The 24,567-nt window shown below is 60.7% G+C and carries 18 protein-coding genes; 6 read left to right on the plus strand and 12 right to left on the minus strand.

Annotated features, from left to right (window positions below):
- Positions 1–55 precede the first annotated feature (55 nt).
- Positions 56–1,594, minus strand: coding sequence for an ABC transporter substrate-binding protein (locus CVS29_RS02790; RefSeq protein ID WP_110104773.1), 1,539 nt, complete (start codon positions 1,592–1,594; stop codon positions 56–58).
- Between the two features lie 162 nt (positions 1,595–1,756).
- Here CVS29_RS02790 and CVS29_RS02795 point away from each other — a divergent pair, with 162 nt between their 5' ends.
- Together CVS29_RS02795 and CVS29_RS02800 are read left to right on the plus strand one after the other, a co-directional pair.
- Positions 1,757–2,365, plus strand: a complete 609-nt coding sequence (locus CVS29_RS02795; RefSeq protein WP_110104774.1) for a PadR family transcriptional regulator — start codon at positions 1,757–1,759, stop codon at positions 2,363–2,365.
- 10 nt (positions 2,366–2,375) lie between these two features.
- Positions 2,376–3,977, plus strand: a complete 1,602-nt coding sequence (locus tag CVS29_RS02800; protein WP_110104775.1) for a sulfatase family protein — start codon at positions 2,376–2,378, stop codon at positions 3,975–3,977.
- Positions 3,978–4,057: 80 nt separating this feature from the next.
- On the opposite strand, the gene CVS29_RS02805 is transcribed toward CVS29_RS02800, so the two are convergent.
- Complete coding sequence (locus tag CVS29_RS02805; RefSeq protein ID WP_110104776.1) at positions 4,058–4,840, minus strand: peptidylprolyl isomerase; 783 nt, start codon at positions 4,838–4,840, stop codon at positions 4,058–4,060.
- Complete coding sequence (locus CVS29_RS02810; protein WP_245932046.1) at positions 4,840–8,613, minus strand: right-handed parallel beta-helix repeat-containing protein; 3,774 nt, start codon at positions 8,611–8,613, stop codon at positions 4,840–4,842. The genes CVS29_RS02805 and CVS29_RS02810 overlap by 1 nt, the downstream gene beginning before the upstream one ends.
- Positions 8,614–8,916: 303 nt before the next feature.
- Here CVS29_RS02810 and CVS29_RS02815 point away from each other — a divergent pair, with 303 nt between their 5' ends.
- Positions 8,917–11,877: a glycoside hydrolase family 2 TIM barrel-domain containing protein gene (locus CVS29_RS02815; protein ID WP_211315079.1), complete on the plus strand. Its 2,961-nt coding sequence runs from the start codon at positions 8,917–8,919 to the stop codon at positions 11,875–11,877.
- Between the two features lie 134 nt (positions 11,878–12,011).
- Here CVS29_RS02815 and CVS29_RS02820 read toward each other — a convergent pair whose 3' ends face one another.
- From CVS29_RS02820 to CVS29_RS02835, 4 genes are all read right to left on the minus strand, one after another.
- Positions 12,012–13,550: an amino acid permease gene (locus CVS29_RS02820; protein WP_110104778.1), complete on the minus strand. Its 1,539-nt coding sequence runs from the start codon at positions 13,548–13,550 to the stop codon at positions 12,012–12,014.
- Positions 13,551–13,622: 72 nt separating this feature from the next.
- Entirely contained in the window at positions 13,623–15,044 is a 1,422-nt protein-coding gene (aspA, locus tag CVS29_RS02825; RefSeq protein WP_110104779.1) for an aspartate ammonia-lyase, read from the minus strand.
- 108 nt (positions 15,045–15,152) lie between these two features.
- On the minus strand, positions 15,153–16,124 hold the full coding sequence (locus CVS29_RS02830; RefSeq protein ID WP_110104780.1) for an asparaginase: 972 nt from the start codon (positions 16,122–16,124) through the stop codon (positions 15,153–15,155).
- Between the two features lie 2 nt (positions 16,125–16,126).
- Positions 16,127–16,828: a FadR/GntR family transcriptional regulator gene (locus tag CVS29_RS02835; RefSeq protein WP_110104781.1), complete on the minus strand. Its 702-nt coding sequence runs from the start codon at positions 16,826–16,828 to the stop codon at positions 16,127–16,129.
- Positions 16,829–17,008: 180 nt separating this feature from the next.
- Between CVS29_RS02835 and CVS29_RS02840 the strand changes: the two genes are divergently transcribed.
- Positions 17,009–18,220 carry an FAD-dependent oxidoreductase gene (locus CVS29_RS02840; protein WP_245932019.1) on the plus strand — a complete coding sequence of 404 codons (1,212 nt, stop codon included), beginning with the start codon at positions 17,009–17,011 and terminating at the stop codon, positions 18,218–18,220.
- 60 nt (positions 18,221–18,280) lie between these two features.
- On the opposite strand, the gene CVS29_RS02845 is transcribed toward CVS29_RS02840, so the two are convergent.
- From CVS29_RS02845 to CVS29_RS02860, 4 genes are read right to left on the minus strand one after another with little or no spacing between them, the layout of a single operon-like run.
- Positions 18,281–20,308, minus strand: coding sequence for a DUF5107 domain-containing protein (locus CVS29_RS02845; protein WP_245932020.1), 2,028 nt, complete (start codon positions 20,306–20,308; stop codon positions 18,281–18,283).
- Positions 20,309–20,351: 43 nt separating this feature from the next.
- Positions 20,352–20,885 carry a hypothetical protein gene (locus tag CVS29_RS02850; RefSeq protein WP_110104783.1) on the minus strand — a complete coding sequence of 178 codons (534 nt, stop codon included), beginning with the start codon at positions 20,883–20,885 and terminating at the stop codon, positions 20,352–20,354.
- On the minus strand, positions 20,878–21,771 hold the full coding sequence (locus CVS29_RS02855; protein WP_110104784.1) for a TIGR01777 family oxidoreductase: 894 nt from the start codon (positions 21,769–21,771) through the stop codon (positions 20,878–20,880). Before CVS29_RS02855 ends, CVS29_RS02850 begins: the two co-directional genes overlap by 8 nt.
- Positions 21,768–22,433 (minus strand): TetR/AcrR family transcriptional regulator, encoded by a 666-nt coding sequence (locus tag CVS29_RS02860; protein ID WP_245932021.1) that lies wholly within the window; start codon positions 22,431–22,433, stop codon positions 21,768–21,770. Before CVS29_RS02860 ends, CVS29_RS02855 begins: the two co-directional genes overlap by 4 nt.
- A 566-nt stretch (positions 22,434–22,999) precedes the next feature.
- Here CVS29_RS02860 and CVS29_RS02865 point away from each other — a divergent pair.
- A complete protein-coding gene (locus CVS29_RS02865) occupies positions 23,000–23,614 on the plus strand; it encodes an RraA family protein (protein ID WP_110104785.1) in 615 nt (204 codons plus the stop codon).
- Positions 23,615–23,722: 108 nt separating this feature from the next.
- Here CVS29_RS02865 and CVS29_RS02870 read toward each other — a convergent pair whose 3' ends face one another.
- A complete protein-coding gene (locus CVS29_RS02870; protein ID WP_146212979.1) occupies positions 23,723–23,929 on the minus strand; it encodes a hypothetical protein in 207 nt (68 codons plus the stop codon).
- Between the two features lie 300 nt (positions 23,930–24,229).
- Between CVS29_RS02870 and CVS29_RS02875 the strand changes: the two genes are divergently transcribed.
- Positions 24,230–24,529 (plus strand): RNA polymerase sigma factor, encoded by a 300-nt coding sequence (locus CVS29_RS02875; RefSeq protein ID WP_110104787.1) that lies wholly within the window; start codon positions 24,230–24,232, stop codon positions 24,527–24,529.
- Positions 24,530–24,567 lie beyond the last annotated feature (38 nt).

The raw sequence follows: 24,567 nt of genomic DNA on the forward strand, positions 1-24,567 counted from the left end.
AGGTTAGGGTGGCGGCGGCCGGGTATCCGGCCGCCGCCGTCTGTGGTGCGGGTTTTTACTTCGCCGGGGCGAAGTTGTAGATCGACGGAACCGGCTGGCCGTTCTGGACAGTCACGGTGACGTTCTTGGAGATGAAGTACGGCTGATCAATGCGGTACCAGGGTGCAAACCAGGCATTGTCCACCAAGTACTTGTTCAGTTCCGCCAACTTGGCGCCGGCAGCATCCTCATCACTGGCGAGAACATCCGCAATCAGCGTCTTGGTCTCCGGAGTGCTGGAGTGGAAAACGTTCCACGGCGCATTTTCAGTCACCATGGAGTTCACTGCAGACCAAGCAACTACCGGCTGGCCGAACGCTGTGAAGGCGGCAGCGTACGTGCCTGACTGCTGCTCCGGCTGGTACTGGGCCGAGGGGATGTCCACCCAGTCAACAGTGATGCCCACCTTGGCGAGCTGATCCTTGATGGCCGGTGCCAGTGCGGGGTCCATGTCAGAGGACGTGGGCATCTTCAGGGTGAACCCGTTGGCGAGGCCAGCTTCCTTGAGCAGGGCTTTGGCCTTGTCAACGTCGTAGCTGTAGGCGCCGTCCAGAGATTCAACAAACGCTGATGAGGACGGTCCGAACACCTGGCTGGTGGTTTTGCCAAAGCCTTGGGCAACATTTTTCAATATTGCGTCCTTGTCAATGGCGTAGTTGATGGCCTGGCGGACTTCAACCTTGCCGAGCTCAGGGGACAGCTTTCCGGCGCGGTCCAGCAGCGTCAAGCCCTGCCAGTCACCCGGAACCATCTTGACCGTGACGCCAGCGGACTCGGCGGCCTTAACCGTCTTGGCTGTGGCGATCATGCCGTCAGCCTGGCCGGAACGGACAGCGTTGAAGCGTGCGTTTTCATCCTTGATCGGCTTGATGACGATCTTGGCAAACTTCACCAGGTCCTTGTCCCAGTAATCCTCGTTCTTCACGAACGTGTACTGCGAACCGGGGGTGGTTGCGGAGCGATCCAGCTCATAGGGGCCCGAGCCAACCGGCTGGGTGTCCACTGTGGCGGCATCGAAGTTGGCCGGTGACTGGATGTAGCCGCTGGGCCCGCCCAGCGCGTACGGCAGTGCCGGGTCAGGGGTGGAGAGGTTCAGCTTCACTGTCGCAGGATCCAGGACATCAACGCTCTCCACGGCACCCAGGGCGCCAGCCAACGGTCCGCCAGCTGCCTTAAACCGGTCAAGGTTACCCTTGACGGCCTCTGCGGTGACGTCACCGCCATCGGTGAACTTCACTCCTTCGCGCAGAGTCAACGTGAGAGCCTTGCCGTCTTTGGCAATGTCCCACTTGGTGGCCAGCATGGGCTGGAGGTCACCGTTGGAATCGCGGCGAATGAGCGTGTCAAAAACCGGCTGAAAGTACTGTACAAACTGGGCTTCACGCGACATTGCGGGATCCAGTGACTGCGGCTCCACACCGGAGGCCAGGGTCAGAACGGCATCTTCTGACGGGTTTGCCGCCGGTTTATCATTGGCGCCGCCGCAACCGGATAGAAAAATTGCGGCCGTAGCTGCCAGGGCTAAGACCCGGTAGGCCCGCTTAGGTGCCTTCATGGAAACTCCTTTGTTTTACATCTGCATGGGTGACGCTGGACGCACTAACATCCGAACTAGGTACATTTTCATGTACAAAGTTGAACATATTGCCTGACTCTTTGCGAGCCGTTCATTAGACAGCTATGATTCTAAGCACATAGTAGGAGGAGAGGCAACACGGTGCTTAACAAGCTTGAGTGCATTATTTTGGGTCATTTGGTGCGAACGCCCATGGCAGGCTACGACCTGCACAAGTGGCTCAATCAAGAAGGTCCCTTCTTCGGCTACACCCCCCAGCCGTCCCAGATCTACCGGCAACTGACTAAATGCCTTGACAAGGGCTGGGTGAATCTGGTGATCGATCACCGCAACACGGGGCCCGACGCGAAGGTTTACCGGCTGACCGATGCCGGTGTTGCAACGTTTAAAGAGTGGGCTTTGTCCCCCCATGTGCCCACGGTGCGTCCGCTCGACTCCGATTTCCAGATGCGGTTTTTACTCACCGGCATTTTGGGCCCGGAAGTAGCGCTGAAGATCTTGAGCACTGAGCTGGACTACCGCCGCGATCAACAGCGGGTGAAGGCCTATAGCGATGATTTAGACCCTGAGGATGCCGCCATTGAGGTAGACGCCACCTGGCACAAGGAACTGGTACGGCTGGGCCGCGAACGCTCCTACCTATTGGGCACCACCTACCTGACCTGGCTGGAGCTGACCCACGCCCGGCTGACTGAACAAATTGCTGACTACGCTGCCACTGGCGGCGGCCCCGTCACGGGCCACGTCTAAAGAGGAACCCATGAAGATTATCTATGTCGACGTCGACACTCTCCGACCCGACCACACCGGGCCCTACGGCTACCAGCGTCCCATCACCCCGAATTTGGATGTCTTTGCCAAGGACGCGGCCCGTTTTGACCGCTACTATGCCTCAGACTCCCCCTGCATGCCGTCACGGACGGCCCTGACAAGCGGCCAGTTCGGCATCACCAACGGCGTGATCGGCCACCACGGTGAGGCGGCACGTTTCCGGGCAGACTCCGGACACGGCCTGGTTGAAGGGCGCCCGCTCCTGGGCCAGCACCTGGGCGCACACGGCTACCTGACGGCAGCAGTCTCCTCCTTCGCCGAACGGCACCGGGCCTGGTACTTTTTGGGCAACTTCCGGGAAAGCATCCGCGCCACCCCGGATGTTGGCGACGAGCCGGCGGACATTGTCACGGACACTGCCCTGGAATGGATTGCACGGAACAAGGACACCGATGACTGGTACCTGCACCTGACGTATTGGGATCCGCACATGGATTACCTCCAAGAGCAGGAATGGACGGACAAAGCAGCCGCTTCCGGCCCTGCTCCGGCGTGGCCAGATCAAGAAGCCATTGACGGGCATGGCGAAATTTACGGCCCGCGCTCTGCCCTTGATTTCATGTACTCAGACGGTTTATTTGAACGGCGAGTGCCCTATAACTTCCCCCAAGAAATCCGCACCCGTGCGGACTACGAAAAACTCATCAACGGCTACGACGGCGCCATTCACTTCTGGGACAGCCAGTTCGGCCGCCTATTGGAGGGCCTGGTGGCTCTAGGTCTGGATGAAGAAGTAGCAATAGTAGTCAGCGCCGATCATGGCGAGGCCTTCGGGGAACAAGGCTCCTATGCGGAGCACGGCCTAGCCAGCGAACCCACCCACCACCTCCCCATGCTGGTGAAATGGCCCGGATTGACCGAAGAAGCTGGTAGCCGAGCCGGCTGCGATGCCTTGCTCTACAACATTGATTACGCTCCCACCATCTGCGATCTGCTGGGCCTGCCCATCCCGGAAAAGTGGCAGGGCGAGTCCTTCGCTGACGCTGTGCGCGGAGAGTCCATTGATTCACGCGACTACCTGGTGCTGGGGCACGGCGCCCATACCTACCAACGCGCCGTACGCACCCGGGATCACCTGTACATCCGCACCTACCATCCTGGGGCTTTCCGCGCCGAATGGGAATCACTGTTCAACGTCACGGAAGATCCCTACCTGGTCAAAAACCTGCTCACGGAGGAGCCGGATCTAGTAGATCAGATGCGTTCCAAACTGGCCGTCTGGTGGAACACTTATGCTGGCATGCCCGGATCCCTGCCGGACCCCATGCAGACCACCTTGCAAAATGGTCCCGCACTTTACAATGACCCGGTGTTGTACATGGAGCATCTGCGCCGCACCGGACGGGAGCACTTGGCTGATGACCTGTACGCCCGGCTCAATCCGGGCACGGGTGCCGTCAACGTTTCCTGGCAGGCCCCCGTGGACCCGGACAACTCTGGGCGCATCAACGGCCCCGTTGTGAAGAAGATCCTGCCGGACACCGGCGCGCACTTGTTCGGGGCAAGTCTGGAACCGGCCGTGTCCCACTAGAACTCACGGTCCTCTCAAGAAAAGCAGATGTAAAGAGGGCGGCAACCACTGTTCCGTGGTTGCCGCCCTCTTTGTGCCTGCTAGGAGGCTGCGCTGATTCTGCGCTGCAATTCGCTGCCGAAGCGCTGGTCTGCCAGCTGACTAGCCGCGGCCTGGACCACGGCATCTAATGGTTGTACCCCGTTGTCCTTCCGCGAGAGACATTCAAGCTGGGCAAAACTGCCATCAGGGCGTTGAACCGTTGCAAGTTCACCTTGCCCCAGATCAAGCGCGGCGGAGATCAGAGCGTCGTCCCCTTCTTGGAGCATGCGCACGTTCGTCTCATCAATCACCACCTCACGGGTTGACAGCGCCCGGCCGCCCTGCCAATCAGTGACTTTGAGCGTGATGAGCTCTTGCCGCTTGAACGCCTCCGGGTGCTGTTCGTAGTATTCACGCACCTCATCCATGCTCAAGGCCTCGCGAATCTCAGGCTTGAGCAATTGCACACGCCGCTCCACTTGTTCCAGATAGAAGTCCCACAGCGTCATGGTCCGGGCACCGTAGACACCGGTTCCCGTCGCCTTGCCGGCAACTTGAGAGGACACCGCATCCGTATAGTCCTGCTCCAGCTCGCTGTAGGAGGGCACGCCAGCAAGACCACTCTCAGCAGCCCATTCAAAGACCGCAAGATCGTAGGCCTTCCGTTGCGCAAGCTCGCCGTCGTGAATTCCCTCAGCGTGCACATAGACCGCATCGATGACCGCACCACCCCCTGGGGGCGGGGCGGTGCACCCGGTCAGCCAAGCCATCAAGATAATTCCGATGACAACACTGACCGAGCGCACCTCCCACCCCAAAGTAGTTGTTTTGCGGCTGCGCACTAGGCCCGTGTCCGGATCCGGCGCAGTGCAACACCTAGAACGAGCATCATGAGTGCTACCGCTATGGCGGCGCCCCCAAAGAAGCCGCTCACACCGGTGGAGGCCAACGGCCCGCTAGCGGAAGAACCAGCGGGTGCCTGCTGCGTAGCCGTTGCCGACTCCTCAGGAGTGGGGGTCTCCCCAGGAGCGGGCGCCTCTCCCGGTGCGGGCGTTACATCCGGTGCGGGCGTCTCTTCCGGCTCCGGTTCAACGGCGGGCTCATCAACCACGAATTGGATGGCACCAACGGTGATTCCCTCGGTGTTCTGTGCATCCCGCGCTGGCAGCGTGCCTGGCAGCGTGGTGCCGAGGAAGTCGGTACCGTAGCGGACTCCGTCAATAGCAGGCATGTTGGGGCCTGCCACGAAATCGATGCTCTTACCCTGCAGTGCCAAGGCGTGGATTTGGGTGGGGCTCATGGCCCTGCGGTCAGTCACCGTTCCGCCATAATGCGCCACCACCTCGTCGATGCTCAGCCCTGAATTTCTTAGTGCCGAAGATTCCTGGGGCATGTAGCCGGCAAAGTGCCCGCCCACGTTGGTGCCCGTCAGCGGCAGGCTAGCCCCGTCTTCAGGTGCGGTGCCAACGCCAGGCAGGCCGAGCTCGCCGGTGATGGCGTGCTCTTCCGCAGCGGGAGGTGTAATTCCGCCGGCGTAGGCGTTGTTGAGCAGCATCGCCTTCGTCTTCATGGTTTCGGCTTCCCCCACGTAGAAGGTTTGCCCCTCCGGGTAGTGGAAAACATTGTTGAAGATGAACACCTCGCGGTTGCCCGTTCCTGCACCTGAGTTGGCAAGGTCGAGCACGCCGCCACGCGGCCCCCGAAGGGTGGAATCGGAGTAGATGGTGTTGTTGTAGATCATGGTTCCGGCGGCGGTCCCTCGGGCGAACTCGAAGGTTTTATCGGCGTCGTTCTGGCTGATGTTGTAGCGGATGGTGGGAGCCGTGTGCGGGAAGCCGTTCATGATGAGCATGAAGCCTCCCTCGTTGTTGTGCGAGTAGTTGTATTGCATGACCGAGTACGAGGACACGTGGTCGGTGTCCAGGCCTTGACCATCCTGTACGCCGTGGGTGTTGGAGACCTCGTTGTACTGGATCACAGTGTTGGTGGCCTGGAAGGGCCAGATCCCGGCGTTGTATCCGGTGTTTTGGTAGCGGGAGTGCCGCACCAGGTTGTGTTCTATCAGTGCCCCGTCGGTGTCGCGGACGGTGATGGCGTCACCGCCCATGTAGCGGAACTGGTTGTCACGGACCACAACATTCGTTGACGGGTACCAGTTCAGCGGTGTCCCGGGCGAGTTCGCCAGCGACTGGTTGGACCAGGCGGAGCTCACGAGCTTGATGCCCGAACGGTCCACCCTTTCGAGTTTGTTGCCGGCGATCAGCACGTCATCAAACTTTGTTGGCACACCGAGCAGTTCGCCGTTGTCCACCGTGGCGCCGACGTCGAAGAAGATGCCACCGTTCCACTTGGCGTTGAGGTTGCCGTTAATGTCGTGGATGTACAGGTCGGTGAGGGAAATGCCGTTCACAATGCCGAAGTCGCGGGCGGAGATGTTGACCGCACGCAGGTTCTTCACTGTGTTGGTGCTCGTGTTCAGGCCGAAACTGGTGTTGTAGCGTGCATCCAGGTTGGTGATTTCCAGGCCGGAAATCTCCACGTATTCCTGGTTGTGCAGCGTCACCACATTCTCAACCGCTCCGGCACCGTTGAGAACGGGCCGTTCGCCGTCGCCGTAAGCCCCAACACGGATGGGCTGTGCTGCCGTTCCCGAGCCGGTGAAGGACAGAGCCGCACCGGCGCTCTCGAAGCTGCTGCCGCGCTTGAGCAGGATCGCATCGCCCGGGTTCAGTGCTCGGTTGGCCTTGGCCAGGGTGCGCCAGGACTGTGCGGGCGAGCTGCCCGTGCGGGCGTCGTCGCCAGCCACGGAATCAATGTAGTACGTGGTGGCTGAGGCGGTCTGCGCCTCGAACAGGGCCACGAGCGTGATGTCGTTTGTGGTGCCGGCGGGAACGGTGAACGCCTCCCCCGTCACCGGCACACCGTTGTAGGAAAGCCCGGCGAACGTGTAACCGCCCTTGGGGTAGCTCTGCCACGTGATGGTGTCCCCGGCGGATGTCGAATACTTGGAAAGCACGACGGCGCCACTTGCCTGATCGAGGTCCGGCACCCCTGCGTTACTCACCTCAACTGAGGCCTTGACGTAGACCGGGGTCGCCGCCACTTTGACGTTATCGAACGCCACAGGGGCTCCAGGGGTCATGTTGATCAGCGCGAACCCGGGGGTAACACCTGACCAGTCCGCGCTGTCCTTCGCGCCGTCGTCCTTGTTCATGTAGGACAGCAGCGGGGCGCCGCCGGCTGAGACGGAGACGGTGTCGCCGGAGACGTCGATCAGGACCGAACTGCGGGCCTGGTTGAAGTCGTACATGGTGCTGGCCAGTTCAACATTCCCACCTGCTGCGTCAAAGCGGCGCAGCATGGCCTTGGAACCGTTCAGGACCAGGGCGTAGCGGTCGGTGAAGCCGGCCATGCGGAAGGCCACCTGCATGGTGCCGGGGGTGCCGTTGGCCTTGTGCGCATCAAATTCAATACGGTAGTTGACCAGTTCGGCCAACACTGCACTGCTGAGCTGCACTGATGCCGGGCCTTTGGCAGGTGAGAGGACCAATTCGCCGTCGACAATGGCCGCATCCTCCGGCGTGGGGATCGTGTACTGCCCATGGGCGTTCAGTGCCGTGTCGAAGTAGTCCTTGAACAACACATTCGGGTCGTGGGGTTCGTCGGTAAACTTTGCAATGACCAGCACGCTGCCGGTCTTGTCATTGAAAGCAAAACGGTTGTCGGTGATGGTTAGCAAACCGTCAGTGCTGGTGTTGGTGTCCAGACGCCTGGATTCCCAGCCGTTGAACACGTAGCCGGGCTTGAGCGTGTAGGAGAGTGTCACAACGTCGCCGGGGTCTCCAGAGCTGCGGTTGGCCGAGACCGTGCCACCAGCCGTTGCCGGGTCCGTGTCCAGGACCTTGTTGGTCTCGGTGGCTAGTTCCACCGTGTATTCACCGGCCTTCTCGGCCTCTGTGGTGCTTACCTGGACGTTGTCCACACTGAAGTCTTGGTTCGGGAACTGGCTGGCGAACATGATCCGGCCCTGCACGGCGGAGGCCGTACCGGCGTCGGGAACGTCCAGCATGGCCGTGCCACCCACGAGGGCGCGCACCTGGTCACCTGCCACCTCGATGCTGATGTGGTGTGGCTCGCCGTCGGTGTTCACGGGCAGGTCAATGTTGGCCGGGGCGCCAAGGACCGTCACGGTGGGTCCCTCGGCTTTTTCGAGCCGCAGGGCCTTCCTCGGCCCGTCGTAGGTGAGCTGGTAGCGCGAGGCTGCGCCTTCTGATGCGAAGAAGCCCATCTTCACGGCACTGTTGGTGTTGCCAGCGTTGATGAACAAGTCCAGATCAAGGGTGAAGTTGTTGGACAGGATTTCGGCCTTGGACAGGATCCGGTTTTCCGGGCCGCCGCCCTTGATGCTCGCCATGCCGCCGGTGAACAAGATCTCCGTAGCTGCATTGGCCTTGGCTTCGAGCCACTTCGCGCCGTCGTTGGTCTGGAAATCATCGCTAAAAAGAACGCGCGGTTCGGCCAGCAGGGTGGCCTCGGTGCCCAGCGTTGTAGCCGCTCCGGTTCCGGTCTGGGCTGTTGCTGAGACGCTGCTGAGCGGGAGGGCACTAAGACACATTGTCACTAGGGCCGATAATGCAATTGACGTGATAATTCTTGGCTTCATTCGCCATCACCACCATTGTTGAAGGGAAAAGGATTGCCCAAACCCCGCAGTGGGGCCTGAAATTTGCGCCCAATACTCAACTTTTTGTGACCATTTCACTGCAGGAGACAGAAATGGGGACAGAGTTGAGCTGGGTATCTTAGATCACATTGCCCTCTTAGCTGCCGCAGTGTCAAACCAAGGCAGACTATGACACTTTGCATATACTAGGTGCGTGCTCTTCACCCTTCTCTGACCTGCAAAGGAACCACTGCTGTGAACCCGCTACCTTCGCTCGCCAACCTTGCCGCCAGCCCGTACGAAGCGATCATGGACCTGACTAATCCTGGGCCCGGCACGGGCAGCCTTCCACCCCGGGCTCATGTAGAGGATGGGCTGCCCACGCTTTCACTCAATGGGGACTGGCGTTTCCATTACTCGGATTCGCTGGCGCAGGCACCTGAGGGCATCGAGAGCGAGGGGTTCAATGATGTCGTATGGGATTGTTTGCCTGTCCCGTCGAACTGGAATTTCCATGGTCACGGTGCTCCTGTGTACACCAACGTGCAGTTTCCGTTCCCGCTGGATCCTCCCTTTGTTCCGGATGCAAATCCAGTGGGTGACTACAGGCTTGCTTTTGAGGTGGGTGCAGAGTTCCTTGCCGGTGCCCTCCTGCGTTTTGATGGGATTGATAATGCCGGAACCGTGTGGCTTAACGGGGCATTGCTGGGAACCACACGAGGGTCAAAGCTGCCTGCGGAATTTGATGTTTCCGGGCTTCTGCGCCTCGGCACCAATGTGTTGGTGGTCCGGGTGGCCCAATTCAGTGCGGCAAGCTATTTAGAGGATCAGGATGCTTGGTGGCTCCCGGGAATTTTCCGTGATGTGACCTTGCTGGCGCACCCGGCGGGCGCCGTCAGAGACGTTTTTGTGCACGCCGGTTATACCGCTGCAGGGACCGGGACGCTGCGGGTGGAGCTCGACCCACCCATGCCCGGGGCCAAGGTGGAGATTCCTGCATTGGGATTCAAAGCACCCTTGAATGGCGCAGCTCTTCAAGGCACAGCCTTGGATGTGGGGGTAGTGAAGCCGTGGAGTGCCGAGTCCCCATCCCTGTACGAACTGCGCATCAGCACACCGGCACAAACGTTGCGTTTGAACGTGGGGTTCCGCACCATCACGGTTCAGGATGCCCAAATTAAGCTCAATGGAGTCCCGCTGCTGTTCCGCGGGGTGAACAGGCATGAGCACAATCCCGATTTGGGCCGCACCGTCCCGGCGGAGCAAGTGCTTCGCGAACTGAAGTTGATGAAGCAACACAATATCAATGCCATCCGCACCGCGCATTACGCCCCGCACCCGTTCCTGCTCCAGGCTGCGGATGAGCTGGGCTTTTACATTATCGATGAGTGTGACTATGAAACCCACGGTTTCGAAGATGGACAGTGGGCTGGCAATCCCAGCGCTGAACCGCAGTACCGTGCGGCGCTGCTGGACCGTATGCAACGGCTCGTGGAGCGGGATAAGAACCACCCCTGCGTCATCATGTGGTCCTTGGGCAATGAGTCTGGCAAGGGTGAAAACTTGGCGGCAATGGCAGAGTGGACAAAAGCCCGCGATCCCGAGCGGCTGGTCCATTACGAAGGAGACTGGGCCTGCCCGTACGTGGACGTGTATTCACGCATGTACCTCAAACCCGCAGACGTTGAGCTGATTGGGCGCCAGGAAGAAAGTCCGTTGCCGGATGCAATCCAGGATACGCATCGGCGCAATTTGCCCTTCATCCTGTGCGAATACGTTCATTCCATGGGAAACGGCCCGGGTGGTTTACAGGAATACCAGGATCTGTTCGATAAATACCCGCGTCTGCAGGGCGGATTTGTCTGGGAGTGGATTGAACACGGTATCCGCCAACACACCCCTGACGGTGAAGCGTACTTTGCCTACGGCGGGGACTTTGGCGAAAAGGTCCATGACGGCAACTTCGTCATTGACGGAATGATCTCGGCAGATCTGGACCCCCGGCCGGGACTGCTCGATTACAAGAAGGTTGTGGAGCCTCTCGCCCTGAGCGTTTCCCACGACTGGCGCACCCTCACCGTGCGCAATAAGTACGACTTCCTCGACACCTCCCATCTAGCTTTCATCTGGCGGGTGGAGAGTGCCAGCGGCCGCATCACTCACGGGACGCTTCTGGTGCCGGTGACAGCGGCAGGCGAGCAGACCGGCGTCGTGCTTCCCCTGGAAGTTCACGCGGAACTGGCCGCTCAGCGCGTTCTGACCATCAGTGCCGTGCTCGCAACGGATCAGCCGTGGGCGCCGGCTGGCCACGAGATCGCTTGGACGCAACAGGGGAGCCCGCAGGCACCCCGGCCCGCGCTGCTCGCACACGGCGCCCCGGATATTGCGCGGCAGGGCCACGTGCTAAGTTTCGGACCCGCCACTTTCAGCCTCATGACAGGTGAGCTGAGCAGTTTCAAGGGCATCGCGCTCAATGGTCCGCGCCTGACGCTCTGGCGTTCCCCCACGGACAATGACAACGGCAAGGACCATGCCCAGCCGGGTTCACCCCGTCCCGCCACCACATGGGAAGACGCCGGTTTACCCCTGCTAGAAGGGCGGTTGCAGTCAATGGCCCACGACGCCGGGGAATTGCATGTGCGGGTGCGCTACGGTGTGCCCGTGGCCCGCCACCATGTGGATGTTGACTACCTCTGGCGCACCGACGGCACGGCGATGGAGCTGAGCGCGAACCTTACTCCCAGCACGGGATGGGGCCGGACCTGGCCGCGGGTGGGCTTCGATTTCCAGCTTCCCGGTGAATTTTCGCAGGCCTCGTGGACAGGGTTTGGGCCAGGCCAAAAGTATCCGGACACGGGCATGGCCGCGCAGCTTGGCTGGTTCAGCGCCTCACTCGAGGAACTGGAGGTGCCCTACGTCCGGCCGCAGGAAAATGGTGCACGGGCAGGGGTCTCGCAATTGCAGCTCGCCACGGAGCGAGGCGGCGGCCAGAGCCTGACCTTCCAGGGCACGGACTTCTCCTTCACCCTGCGCCCGTGGTCCCAGGAAGTGCTCAGCGCAGCACGGCACACCCCTGACTTGGTGGCGGACGGCATCAGCTACCTCACTCTTGATGCTGCTGTGCACGGGATCGGCACCGCATCCTGCGGGCCCGGGGTACTCCCGCCCTACCAACTGGCACCGGCCCCGCTGAGCTTTAAGGTCCTGCTGTCCTAGCGGATCACTTCTTGCTCTTTGATCGCTGGTGCCCCGCCTCTTGAAATCCAAACAGCAGCTGATGCAGTATTTTTGCCAAAATACCGCATCAGCTGCTGTTTCACACCGAGGTGAGCTTCCCCCACCGGCAGCCCCTAGATTGAAGAGTCCGGGTGGGTATCGCGGCGGTGCACACTGACCTGGTGCGCACTGACGGGGTGAGCCCCGGTGGATCCGTCCCGGCTGGCCGCAATCTCATTGATCCGTCCCCGGCTCAGGTACCAACCAACCATGAGCGCCGGCACAATGAGAACAATGGAGGCGATGGTCCAGGTGCCCACTGGTGAATCGAACGCCATCAAAACCAGCACGGCAAACAGGAATGCCAAGGTCAGGTAGCCGGTGTACGGCGCACCAAACATGCGGAACGAGGGACGGATCGCCTGCCCCTTTTTCGCTAATCGGTACAGCGCCAGCTGGCATAGTACGATCATGGCCCAGGAGGCAATAATGCCCAGCGCCGCCATATTCAGCACAATCTCAAACGCTTGGGCGGGTACCACCGCGTTAAGGATCACGCCTAGGAACGCCACGGCCGCCGTCAGCAAAATGCCGCCGTAGGGAACACCGCCCTTGTTCAACTTCGCTGCGAACCTGGGCGCCGAACCCGCCAGGGACATGGAGCGTAGGATCCGCCCCGTGGAGTACAGCCCAGCATTCAGCGAGGACAGCGCCGCAGTCAGCACCACCAAGTTCATGATGGAGTCCACACCCTCAACGCCGATGGAGCCAAAGAAGGTAACAAAGGGGCTCTCCCCCGCCTTGTACGCCGTGTACGGAAGCAGTAGTGAGAGCAGCACCAGGGAGCCAACATAGAACACAGCAATGCGGATAATGACGGTATTGATGGCCTTGGGCATGATCTTTTCCGGGTTTTTGGTTTCCCCGGCAGCCGTGCCAATCAGCTCAATCGAAGCGTACGCAAAGACCACACCCTGCATGACAACCACCACCGGCAGCAGCCCGTTGGGGAAGAATCCGCCGTTGTCTGCAATCAGGCTAAAGCCCACCTCCTGGCCGGCCACGGGGGTGCCGAAAATGACAAAGTACGTGCCAATGAGCAAGAAGCTCACCAGCGCCACCACCTTGATCAGCGCAAACCAGAATTCCAACTCACCAAAGACTTTCACGGACACCAGGTTTAGACCCAGCACCAGCATCAGGGCACCCAGCGCCCACACCCACTGGGGAACGGCACCAATCCAGGGCACGTATTTAGCAAAGAAATGCATATAGAGTGCGACGGCGGTGATGTCCACAATTGCTGTCATCGCCCAGTTCAGCCAGTACAGCCAGCCGGAGACGAAGGCTGCCTTCTCTCCAAAGAATTCGCGGGCGTAAGAGACAAAGGAGCCTGAGGAGGGGCGGTGAATAACCAGCTCACCCAAGGCCCGCAGGATCAAGAAGGCGAAGAATCCACAAATCGCGTAGCTGAACATCAGTGCCGGGCCAGCCCCGGCCAGGCGCCCTCCAGCCCCCATGAACAATCCGGTGCCAATGGCCCCACCAATGGCGATCATTTGTATTTGCCGGGCTTTGAGTCCCTTATGAAGCCCGGCGTCCTCCGCTGTTAATGCGGCGTTGGGCTGATCTTGTACTAGTTCAACGCTCTCAATGATGTCCTGATGGGCCATTCTGGTGATCCTTTAGTCTTTGGGTACCGCCCTGCGCCATTGCAGGGCGGCGAAGCGCACAGTGCGGGCGTCTCAGTCGCCCAGATTAGCGAGGTGTTCCGGGCGTAGAAGTTCATTGAGCTGCTCCACGCTCAGCAGTTTGTGTTCCAGGACAAGTTCGGCCACGCCGCGCCCCGTGGCCAGCGCTTCGAGCGCAATCTTGGTTGAAGTGGCATATCCCAACACCGGATTCAGTGCAGTGACCAGACCGATCGAGTGTTCCACCTGGGCGCGCAACTTGTCCTCGTGGGCGGTGATGCCGTCAATGCACTTATCGGCCAAGGTGATGCAGGCGGCTTCCAGGTGGCGCATGCTCTTGGTCAGGCTGTGCACAATGACGGGTTCAAAGGCGTTCAACTGCAACTGCCCACCCTCGGCCGCCATTGTGATGGTGACATCATTGCCAATTACCTCATACGCCACCTGGTTCACCACTTCGGGGATTACAGGGTTGACCTTGCCCGGCATGATCGAGGACCCGGCCTGCACGGCCGGCAAGGTGATCTCGCCGAAACCCGCGCGGGGGCCGGAGGAGAGCAGGCGAAGATCGTTGCAGATCTTGGATAGTTTCACGGCCACGCGCTTGAGCACACCAGAGAGGTGCACAAAGGCGCCCACATCCTGGGTAGCCTCAATCAAGTCAATGGAGGTTGTCAGCGGCAACCCTGAAATTTCCGCCAAGTGGGTGCAGGCAAGCGCGGAGTATCCCAGAGGCGCGTTGAGCCCGGTACCAATGGCCGTGGCACCCAGATTAATCTCGTGGACCAGTAAGGTGGATTCAGCCAGGCGGGCCCGGTCCTCCCCCATGGTCACAGCATAAGTATTGAACTCCTGCCCCAACGTCATGGGCACAGCATCCTGGAGCTGGGTGCGCCCCATTTTCACCACTGTCCGGAATTCCACGGCCTTGGCGGCAAAGGAAACACACAGGTGTTCCATGGCGCTCACCAGCGATTTCGCGGCAAAGATAGTGGCAACATTGACCGCCGTCGGATAAACATCATTAGTGGACTGGCTCAGGTTCACGTGATCATTCGGGTGCAGGAACTGATAATCCCCCTTGGCGTGTCCCAGGATTTCCAGTGCCCGGTTGGCAATGACCTCATTTGCATTCATGTTTGAAGACGTCCCGGCACCTCCCTGAATGACGTCCACCACGAACTGATCGTGAAGTTCCCCGGCGATGATCTCCTGACACGCTTGAATGATTGCTCCGGCGCGTGTCTCATCAAGCAGACCCAGTTCATGGTTGGCCTGGGCAGCCGCCTGTTTGACCATGGCCAGGCCGTTGACCAGATGCGTGTTGTTGCTCAGGGGAATGCCGGTGATGGGGAAATTTTCCACGGCACGCAGGGTGTGCACGCCCCAGTAGACATCAGCAGGGATGTCTCTGTCACCAATCAAATCGTGTTCACGCCGGACGGTGGCGGCAGAAAGTAGCTCGGTGATGCTCATGATGCTCCTTGGGCGCTTCGTGGCGCCGTAGTTGAAAAGGTAGTTGACTGTTGCTTTTACGGGCAGGGCTGCTTTTACTAGCAGGGCCGGCTAAGCGGGCAGGGTTTGCTAAGCGGGCAGGGTTGGGAGTCCGAAGAGTTGCCCCACGGGCCGGCCGCCACCGTAAACGGGCAGGTGGTTGAAGGGTTTTAGCAGGGCCGGATCTACACCCAAGGCCAGGAGCGCGGGAACGGCGGCCGGCATGCGGGCGCGGTCGCCGCCGTCGGAAATTTTCAATGCCACGGCGCTGCCGTCAGCCAGGGCAATGAGCTGAATGCCTTCAAAACCGTCCTTGGCCAGCAGCCCGGGAACGGCTTGCATCAAGGTAGTGACATCCCGGCCCAGCCCGGCAACCACCATGGGATGCGCGCGCATGGCGGCGCCGACGCAGTACTCCGCAGTGCCCTCCGGCGCCGTGGTGAGCTTGCTGAAGGCGCGGGCCATGCCGGTCAGTGAGAGGCCGAACACCTCGGTGCCGCAACCGTCGGTGCTGATGGCGGTAATGGGATCGCCGGTCAGCTCGGCCACGGTGGCGCGGATCAATGCGGTGAGGGGGTGGCCGGCGTCGAGGTAGCTCGCCAGCGGCCAGCCGTTGCGAACACAGGTGGCCAGCAGCGCGGCGTGCTTGCCGGAACAATTTTGTGCCAACTGGGTGGGGCGGTGACCGGCACTCAGCCACGCCTCGCGCTCGCTGACGCCGAAGGGCAGGTCGGTGGAATTGCCCAGCGCGTCCTCGCTCAAACCGGCTGAAGCGAGGATGTCCCGTGCTATTTGCTGGTGGCCCGCTGAGCCGGAGTGGCTGGCTGCGGCCAAGGCCAGCTGCTCTTGCGTTAAACGCAGGCCCGCCCGGTGAAGTGCCACTGCGATCAGTGGTTTCAGCGCCGACCGCGGGTACATGCGATCCTCGGGATCGCCGCGTTCCAGAACGGTTTTGCCTGCGGGATCCAGTGCGATGAGCGAGCCGTAGTGGACACTCTCAACAAGTTCTCCTCGAGTCTGCACGGCAAGCGGGGTGTGGCGGGGAAATTCGGTGGTGCTCATGATTACTTCTCTCCCATGATGAGGCTAAGGGCGGTGTCGACGGCAGAGAGGTGAATCGCCATGGCGTGGCCGGCGTCTGCGCTGCTACCGCGGGTGATGGCCGCCAGAATTTCTTGGTGTTCGTGGTCTGATTGGCGTGCCCGCCCCGTGATCAAGTTAATGGTTTCGGACTGGTTGACCATGGCGTCGCGGATGTCATTGACCACCCGTTCGAACACGCCGTTTCCGCTGGCACGGGCAATGGCGCCGTGGAAGGCGGCGTCAAGGTTGACCCAAATTTGGGGGTCGTCCTCTTCGGCCATGAGCTCGAGGATGCCGCGCATTTCCTCAAGTTGTTCGGGTCTGCGGCGGGTCGCGGCAAACTCCGCGGCCGGGACTTCAATGTGGGGGCGGGCTTCCATGAGGCTGCGCGCCGAATAGTGCCCCAGGACCAGATCGCTGGAGACACGGGCGGATATGACGAAGGTGCCTTTGCCCGTGAGAGTTTCAGTCAGGCCCAGCGCCGTGCAGGAGCGCAGTGCCTCGCGGATCACGGACCTGCTGACCCCGTATTGGGTGGCGAGCGCGGTTTCGCTGCTCAGCTTGGTGCCTACGCGCAATTCACCGTCTTCAATAGCGGTGCGGATGGCTTGGAAGACGGCTTCGGCGGCGCTGACACGAACTATTTGAGGCTGTCCGGCTGTCCAGCTGTCTGACAGGTTCATGCTAAAGACTATGGCACGCCTCACCCGAGCTGTCAATCCGCCCTCCCCCACACCCGCTCACTTACTTTAGGCGCGGTTTTCCCCAACGCTCCCTCACTGAAAGCTTTCACGGATGGCCCCGCAGGCGTAGCATCGAGCGCATCGGGGTCCCGGGAATCGGGGCCTTCAGAAAGGTGCATCGTGGTTGGAAATCAGCGGAAAACAACGTGCTGCATAGCGGGCGGCGGCCCCGCTGGCATAATGCTGGGCCTTCTGCTGGCGCGTTCCGGAGTGGACGTCACGGTACTGGAAAAGCACACAGATTTTTTCCGTGACTTCCGCGGCGACACCATCCACCCCTCCACCCTGGACCTAATAGACCAGTTGGGCTTACGGGAAAAGTTTTTGCAGATCCCACAGCACAGCATCACCACCCTGGATGTGGTGTTAGGCAACACCCGCCTGACGCCCGTCAATTTTGGCTTGTTGCGCGGAACTAACAAGCGGATAGCGCTCATGCCGCAATGGGATTTTTTGACCTTGCTAGCGGAGGAGGCCAAGTTACTGCCAAACTTTCATCTGCTCATGGGCACCACGGCAGAAGCCGTGACTCGTTCCGGAACCACGGTGACCGGTGTTCAGGCCACAGGACCAGAGGGCCCACTCCACATCACAGCCGCCTTGAGCGTGGCCGCCGATGGGCGCGATTCAACACTTCGAAAATCCGCAGGTCTGCACCCCATTGCCCGCGGTGTGCCAATAGATGTGCTCTGGTTCCGGCTTCCCACTCCCCCGTCCGCACCACCTGACACTCTCGGCTACCTGCGCAACAGCACCATGATCATCACCATCCCGCGCACCGGCTACTACCAAATGGGCATGCTGATTCCCAAAGATGGTTTCGCCGCCATCAAGGCAGAGGGACTTGCCGCTTTCCGGGCACGGATTGGCACCAATGCCCCCTTCTTACAACCGGTAGTGGAGTCTGTCCAGAGCTGGGAGCAGGTGAAGCTGCTCTCCATCCAGCTCGATCGGCTCCCCCAATGGTCCCAGACTGGCCTGCTCTGCATTGGCGATGCCGCCCATGCCATGAGCCCAGTGTTCGGGGTTGGCGTGAACTATGCGGTTCAGGATGCCGTAGCCGCGGCCCGCCTCCTGGCTCCACCTTTGCTGGCAGGCCAAAGTACGACGCCGGCCTGCCGCCTTCTCCAGCGCCGTCGCCAATGGCCGGTGCGCCTCATGCAACCACTCCAGCAGAGCGTCCACACTTTCTTATCCTCAGGTAACTTGGCAGCGCTGGACACCATGGAGCCTTGGCGGGCGCGAGCGATAACGCTGGGCTCAAAACTCATCCGCCCGGTGGCCGCCCGCGTGGTGGGCAGAGGGTTCCTGCCCGAGTCCCTGAATAAATAGACTCCCACCGAGCGTTGCGCAAAACCCACCCGAATCCAAGCGAGCGTCCAGGCCGGTGGGTTAGTGCATGTTGAACTGGTATGCCTCCGGCACGTCCTGGCCGGGGCAGACTTGGCGCCACAGATCGGTGAGCGAGTTGACCCCTTCACGCAGGTCCACCACCTCGACCCCTGCCACAAGAATCGCAGCAGCTGGCTCAATTTCGCCAAGGTCCGCATGCGCTTTGGCTTGCAGGAACTTGATCCTGCCAACCTCGGCCAACTGCGCTGGCGCTTTGCCCAGTAGCTCCAGAGACAGTGCCGGCTGCCCATTATTTTGGGCGAGGGTCATGGCCTCGATCAGCAGTTCCCGGCCCTCCGGTGCCAGAGCACAGGCTGTAGCAAGTTCGGCTAACCCGCCGGCAACATCCCCAGCCACCAACAGGGCCAGGCCCAGTCCACGATGTGCCAAGGCCCGGCTCGAATCGCTCAAGGCGGCACCTGCCACAAACGTTGCCTCTAACGCCTGCCGGTACAAGGACGCCACAACCGCCAAGTCCCCGGCCGAGTCTGATGCCCGCGCGTGCACCATCACTGCACGGTGGAACGCGCCCTCGGCGCTCGTGTTCCGCCCTGCGCTCAGCAAGTCTTCCCAGTCCAGGCCGCGCACAAAGGAATGCGCGCCGCCGAACGGCTGGCTCGGAACCTGCCCTGCGGTGGCCTCGAAGGGCTTTTCAACAATGCCCTCGTTCGCATGCAGCAACTCAAGCCACGGCGCTTGCTCGTTGGTCAGGGTCTCAACCCCAAACGGGGTGCCAGTCTCATCAAGCCAGTCAGTCTGTGAATGTTCGCGGCGCACTCGCTCCAATGCACCCCAGCCATTGCCAGCCACCAGCATTTCGGTAGGTGGCAGATCAGCCCAGCGTCCGGCGTGGGACAGGGCAGTGGCAATGGTCTCTTCAGAAGCCAGGGCCTCCACGCGCTCTGCACCATGAGCCACGGCACCATCCCACTCCCCGGCTGCCAGCGCCGGGTCAAGGGAGGCGTTGCCATACGCCTCAACCCATTGCCAGCTGGCGCCGCCAGGCATCGGCACGTGCTCAAACTGTGTCTGGGCCAGGCCGGCCTGCATCTCGGCATAGTGCCGCGGCGTGCCGGAGTCGGTGGGCGTGAGCCACTCCTGCCAGCGGTGCCCGCCCACGCTTTCACCCCAAACAAAAAGTTTGCGCCCTCGCAGCTGCGCCGAGGACACCAGCGCTAGCCCGTCGCCGTCGGCATCCGTGGCAACCTCCCAGCGCCGTTCCTGCGGGGCAATATCGAAGAAGAAGTCCACAGCCTGAGGATTCCGCACGGGCCAGGTGGCATCGGCGCCGCGGAAGTTGGTGGTGTCCACGCGCATCATGGAACCGTCATAATCTGTGGCGTACGATTCCCGCGCCGGGGCAATCACGCGTGTGTCCGGCGTCTGTGGAATAGCGGCGTTGGTCCACCAATACATGGGCACGGTGCGCTCGCTGGGATTGCGGATGCGCACGGCCACCAGCACCACGCGGGAGTCCTCCGGCAGCCACGCATCGATCTGGAAAACCACCTCGCGCAGGCGGTCAAACTCCCACATACGCAGAATTTCCTGCCCCTCCGGCGTGCGCACCATGGCAGTATGCAGGGGCACGCTGGAAGTGGGCGAGTGCCCGCGCGTGCCAATGTTGTACTCAATCCCGCCGGCGAACCAGGCATTGCGCAGCGCCAGGTTCGCGAACTGGATCTTCTCATTCGTGTGCAGCAATTCCTTGCCTGTGGCCTTGTCTTCCAGCGACCACAGCCGCCCGCCCAGCTGCGGCAGGAACGTCGCCTTCACGTGCGCATTTTCAAGTACGACGGCGGTCAGGGCCGTTGCGCTTGTCTCTCGCGTGTAGCTCTCCTGCATGGAGTAGGGGAAAATGTTTGCAACTTTGCCCCAGCGCACACCGGCTGAAATTTCTTCCGGGATACCCTCCCCCACCGTGTAGGGAGGTTCCAGCAAAGACTGCACCGAGGGAAGGGGCGAATCCTTACCCAGTTCTGCCAGTTCAATGGTCCGGGTGGTGATTCTCAGGGTGGAGGCAGACACGTCGCGGTCATCCATTCTCGGCAAGTAGCGGGGGCAGGCAGTGTTATGGCGAGCCTACCGGATCGGTGCGGCTCAGCCCGTCTTCAAGGCCTCCAGGAACAAGCGGGTTACGGCGCGTCACAAGCTTGATGACGGACGCCCGGCCTATAGCACCGCACGCTGCGGTCCATAGGATCAAAGCGACCATGAGCCCACCCATTTCCGCAGAGTCCGGTGCATAGAAAAACAGAACAGCACCTGTTGCAACCACCCCCATAGCTAGGGCGAAGGCCACAACATGAAGGCGCTGGTCCCGGACCCTCCGCAATGGCCAGGCGAGCAGAACAGCCAGTGGCAGGCCAGCCAAGAGGGCAACTGGAAAACCAAACATCACCGCTAGGAAGAAGAAGCCCGCTCCCAACCCGTGTGGGCCCTCGGCGATCAAATTTGCAACAGTCAGCCCTAGGCAAAAGAGGAGGAAAGTGCCCAACCAACCGATGATCAGGGCGCTTGCACCGTAGCGCATCCTGAAACGATCCTTCTTGGCCCACTGGGCGCTCTGCGCCTGTCTGGGCGGGTACTGCCCTTCCTCAGCCACGGGAGCCGCCTGCGATGTCGGCAAGTGCACCAGCCAGTTCCGGGTGTTTCCACTCGAACCCGGCGTCCTGCAGTTTGCTCGCCGAGACCCAGCGGCTCTTGAGCACGAGCTCGGTTTCCGTGCAAATCAGCACGGCTCCTATCCGCAGCAGCCAGGCAGGGGCAGGCAGTCCGAAAGGCACATGGTTAGCCCGGCGCACGGCTGCCATGAGGGTGGCATTTTTCACGACCCCGGGCGCGGCAATGTTGACCGGTCCGGTAATCTCCGGGTGGGAATGCAGGAAGATCACGGCACGGAACAGATCCTCGATGTGGACCCAACTGTATTTCTGTTCGCCGCCGCCCATGCGCCCGCCAAGCCCCAGCCGGACCAGGGTGTTGAAGGGGCGCATGGCACCGCCGCCGGGCCCCATCGCGATCGTGATGCGCAGCGGGATCCGCCGCGTGCCAGGGGTATTTGCGGCAGCCAGCGTTTCTTCCCAGCCCCGCGCCACCTCGACGGAGAAGCCGGAGCCAAGTTCGCCGTCGCACTCGTCTTGCGGCCGGTCCCGCGCGTCACGGTAGATGGTCCCGGTGCTGGCATTGAACCAGTCCCCGGGTGGGCGGGTGCAGCCGGCAACGGCGCGGCCCAGCTCGGCGGTGGTCTCGCGGCGGGAGCGGATGATCTCGGCCTTGTTCGCTGGCGTGTAACGGCAGGAGACAGACTTCCCGGCCAGGTTCACCAGCAAGTCCGCACCCTCGAGGAGTTCTGTGATGGCCGCGGTATCGCCCCACACGGCGTCGCCCGTTCGCCCCACGGTGCGTACCTGCCACCCACCGGCGGCAAACTCACGGCGGAAATACGTTCCGATGAAACCGGAGGCACCCGCAATCACCACACTTTTCATCCTTGCACCCGGGCCTTCAGCGCGAGCGCTTCCTCAATGAGCGGCTTCACCACGGGCAGCCTCGAAAGTCCCACCAGTTTGGCAATCAGAGGGGCGGCGCCGTCGATCAGGGCGCGGGTGCGGCGTTGGTCTTCGGAATGGTCGTACACCCAGAACAGGACTACACCCATGTAGCCGAGCCACAGCAGTTCCGGCAGCTGGGCACGCAGGAACGCTGGCACCTTGGTTCCCTCAACAACGTTGCGAAAAATTCCAATAGCGTCTTCGCGGACCCCAGCGGAAGCCGGACCAAAGGGGTTGACCGCAGATTGCGGGGGCAGTGCGCTACCAACGAAGGCACCGCCAAACGCGTGATAGGGGGTCATTGCATCAACACCGGCATGAAGTGCCGCCTTCAGCCGCTCACCCAGGCCTGACTTGTCCTGCAAGGCTGCGCTGGCAGCAGCCCGCTGCTCCGTCACGGACTCGCGGTACAGCTCCAGGACCAGTTCATCCTTGGATGCAAAGTAGTAATAGGTGCTCCCCAGTGAAACACCCGCCTCCTCCGCGATAGCGCGCATGGTGGTTTTGGCATAGCCCTGGCTCCGAAACAAGCCAAGGGCACTCTGGCGCACCAGAGCCTTCGTTTGATCGCTCTTGCGCTCCAACCGGTTGTCATTCATGCCGAGTCCCATCTTTTGAACGTGTTCAGTTCAAAGTAAAGCACTCTTTTTGAACACGTTCAAATATTACTAGTGAGCCTATGTATGTCGTTTCCAGTACTCGTCTGCACAAATTTCAAGACTCGCCTGCACGGCCGTTCATCGGGGAGAAACGTACAGCGCGGCTGTCGGAGGAAGTCGGAGACCTGACCCGCGAGATGGTTCGGCAAGCAGTTCTTGACTCGGCAGGAACACTCGCTGAAGGCGGTTAAACGTGATATCACTGCTTCATGACGGGCTCACCAACTGCCTGTCCCCGCTCGGAACACAGTAGAGCAGCTGACCCGCGCATTGAGCCCGGTGGAGGTGTGCTGGCGCAGGAGAGGTCCTGCTCCGGTGAGGCCATTACAGTCTGCAGGAGACGAGGTTCTGGTGATCGATCTGATCGTCGTCGAGGCACATCGACAGCTAGCCTTCCGGATCCTCGTTCGGCACCAGCTGTACCCGCCCAAGCAACACTCACCAGACACGTCCACGACCATTGGCCAGTAGGCTCAAAGTGCATCCGATCACTTTAGGGAGTCCTCATGTCAGCCTTGCCGCAGTTTGTCTCGCCCACAGCAGTCGCCGATCAGGTTAACCGGTCGCAAATCCTTAGTTCTGAAATTCGGCCGTTGTGGGACGGTGCGCAACTAAACGGACCTGCCTATACAGTGCGCTGCGCCCCTGGAGATAATTTGATGCTCCACGCAGCGATTCACCGTGCCCCCGTTGGGTCTGTACTGGTAGTTGACGGCGGTGATGCTTCCCATGCAATCGCAGGCGGAAACGTTTGTGCTGTCGCACTCCGGCGCGGGATTGCCGGTTTGATAGTCGACGGCGCGATCCGTGATGTCAAAGAAATCCGTGAACTCGGGTTTCCCGTATTTGCGCGTGCCGTAGTGCCTAAGCCAGGGCTGAAAGCTGTGGTACTTCCGCTGCAACAACCCGTGAACTGCGGTGGCGTACTCATTCACCCAGGTGATTTCATCGTTGCGGATGAGGAAGGGATCGTCGCTGTGCCAGCTGACCGCCTGGAAACGGTATTGAAAGCGGTCTCGGCGAAAGCCCAGCAAGAGGATGCCCAGACACTTGATGCTTGGAACACCGAACATGATGAAAAGATCAACTCGATTTTGCGCGCAGCAGGCGTCGATTGGTAAAAGGTGCGCCAAGATACAGGGCCCGCAGCACCTAACAGTCAGAGACTGTAATCTGGTGGCTCCCGCAAGAGCTTGCCGTTATGGAATTCTGATGCTCTAAAAGGAAGCTCAGTTTTGATTCTGTGCAGTGCCAGCTTTCTCGCTCAGACGCTCCGGCTTTGACGTGGTGACGGCGACGATTGCAGCCACGATGCCTACTACAAGCAGGGCCCACCCTAATATGCCCAGAGCCGTGAAGGTGACGACGAGCGCCCCGCCAACGAGCAACCCAATGGACAGAATCAAGGTCAACAGTGCGGTTCGGCTTAGTAACATGCCTCCCACTGTACAAATCATTCGGATTTATGCCGAAGTATGTGCCCCCGCATCCCACTGCATGAACGTGAAGCGGGTTTTTGCCAACCCCTGCCCAGTGGTTCTCTCTCAGTAGTCCTCTCATCGGGCGGCAGGGTTCGTTTCGTTGCTCTGAAACGAGCCATGCAGTCGAGTACTGACAACGGCGCTGCTGCATCCGCCGGCGAAAAAATACTACGCCGCAGTGATGAGACGATTACTCGGCTACGGACATAGACAGGTGTAAGCGTCAACAAATCCAATGAAAGCGAGTGTGCAGCAATGAAGCCCGAAGCTGTCCAAGCTGCCCGCCAGGTCTCGGAACATGAGCTACTCAGACGCCTCCAAACAGTGGACCACGAAGCTTTTCGGGAGATCTACGAACGTCATTTCAAGGCGACCGCCACCGTTGCCCATCGCTTTCTCGGGTCTAGGAACTCTGCTGAGGACGCAGCCCAAGCCACGTTCATAGTGCTGTGGGAAAAATCCAACGACATTGACTTGCCCGGCGGCTCGCTGATGCCTTGGCTGGCGACGGTGTGCCGCCTGCAGTGCCGGAACATCCGCAAGAAGGAATGGTGAAGCGACCACGCGGATCTGGCAGATCACCCCCCCACCTC

The sequence above is a fragment of the Arthrobacter psychrochitiniphilus genome (assembly GCF_003185915.1).
Taxonomy (GTDB): Bacteria; Actinomycetota; Actinomycetes; order Actinomycetales; family Micrococcaceae; genus Specibacter; species Specibacter psychrochitiniphilus.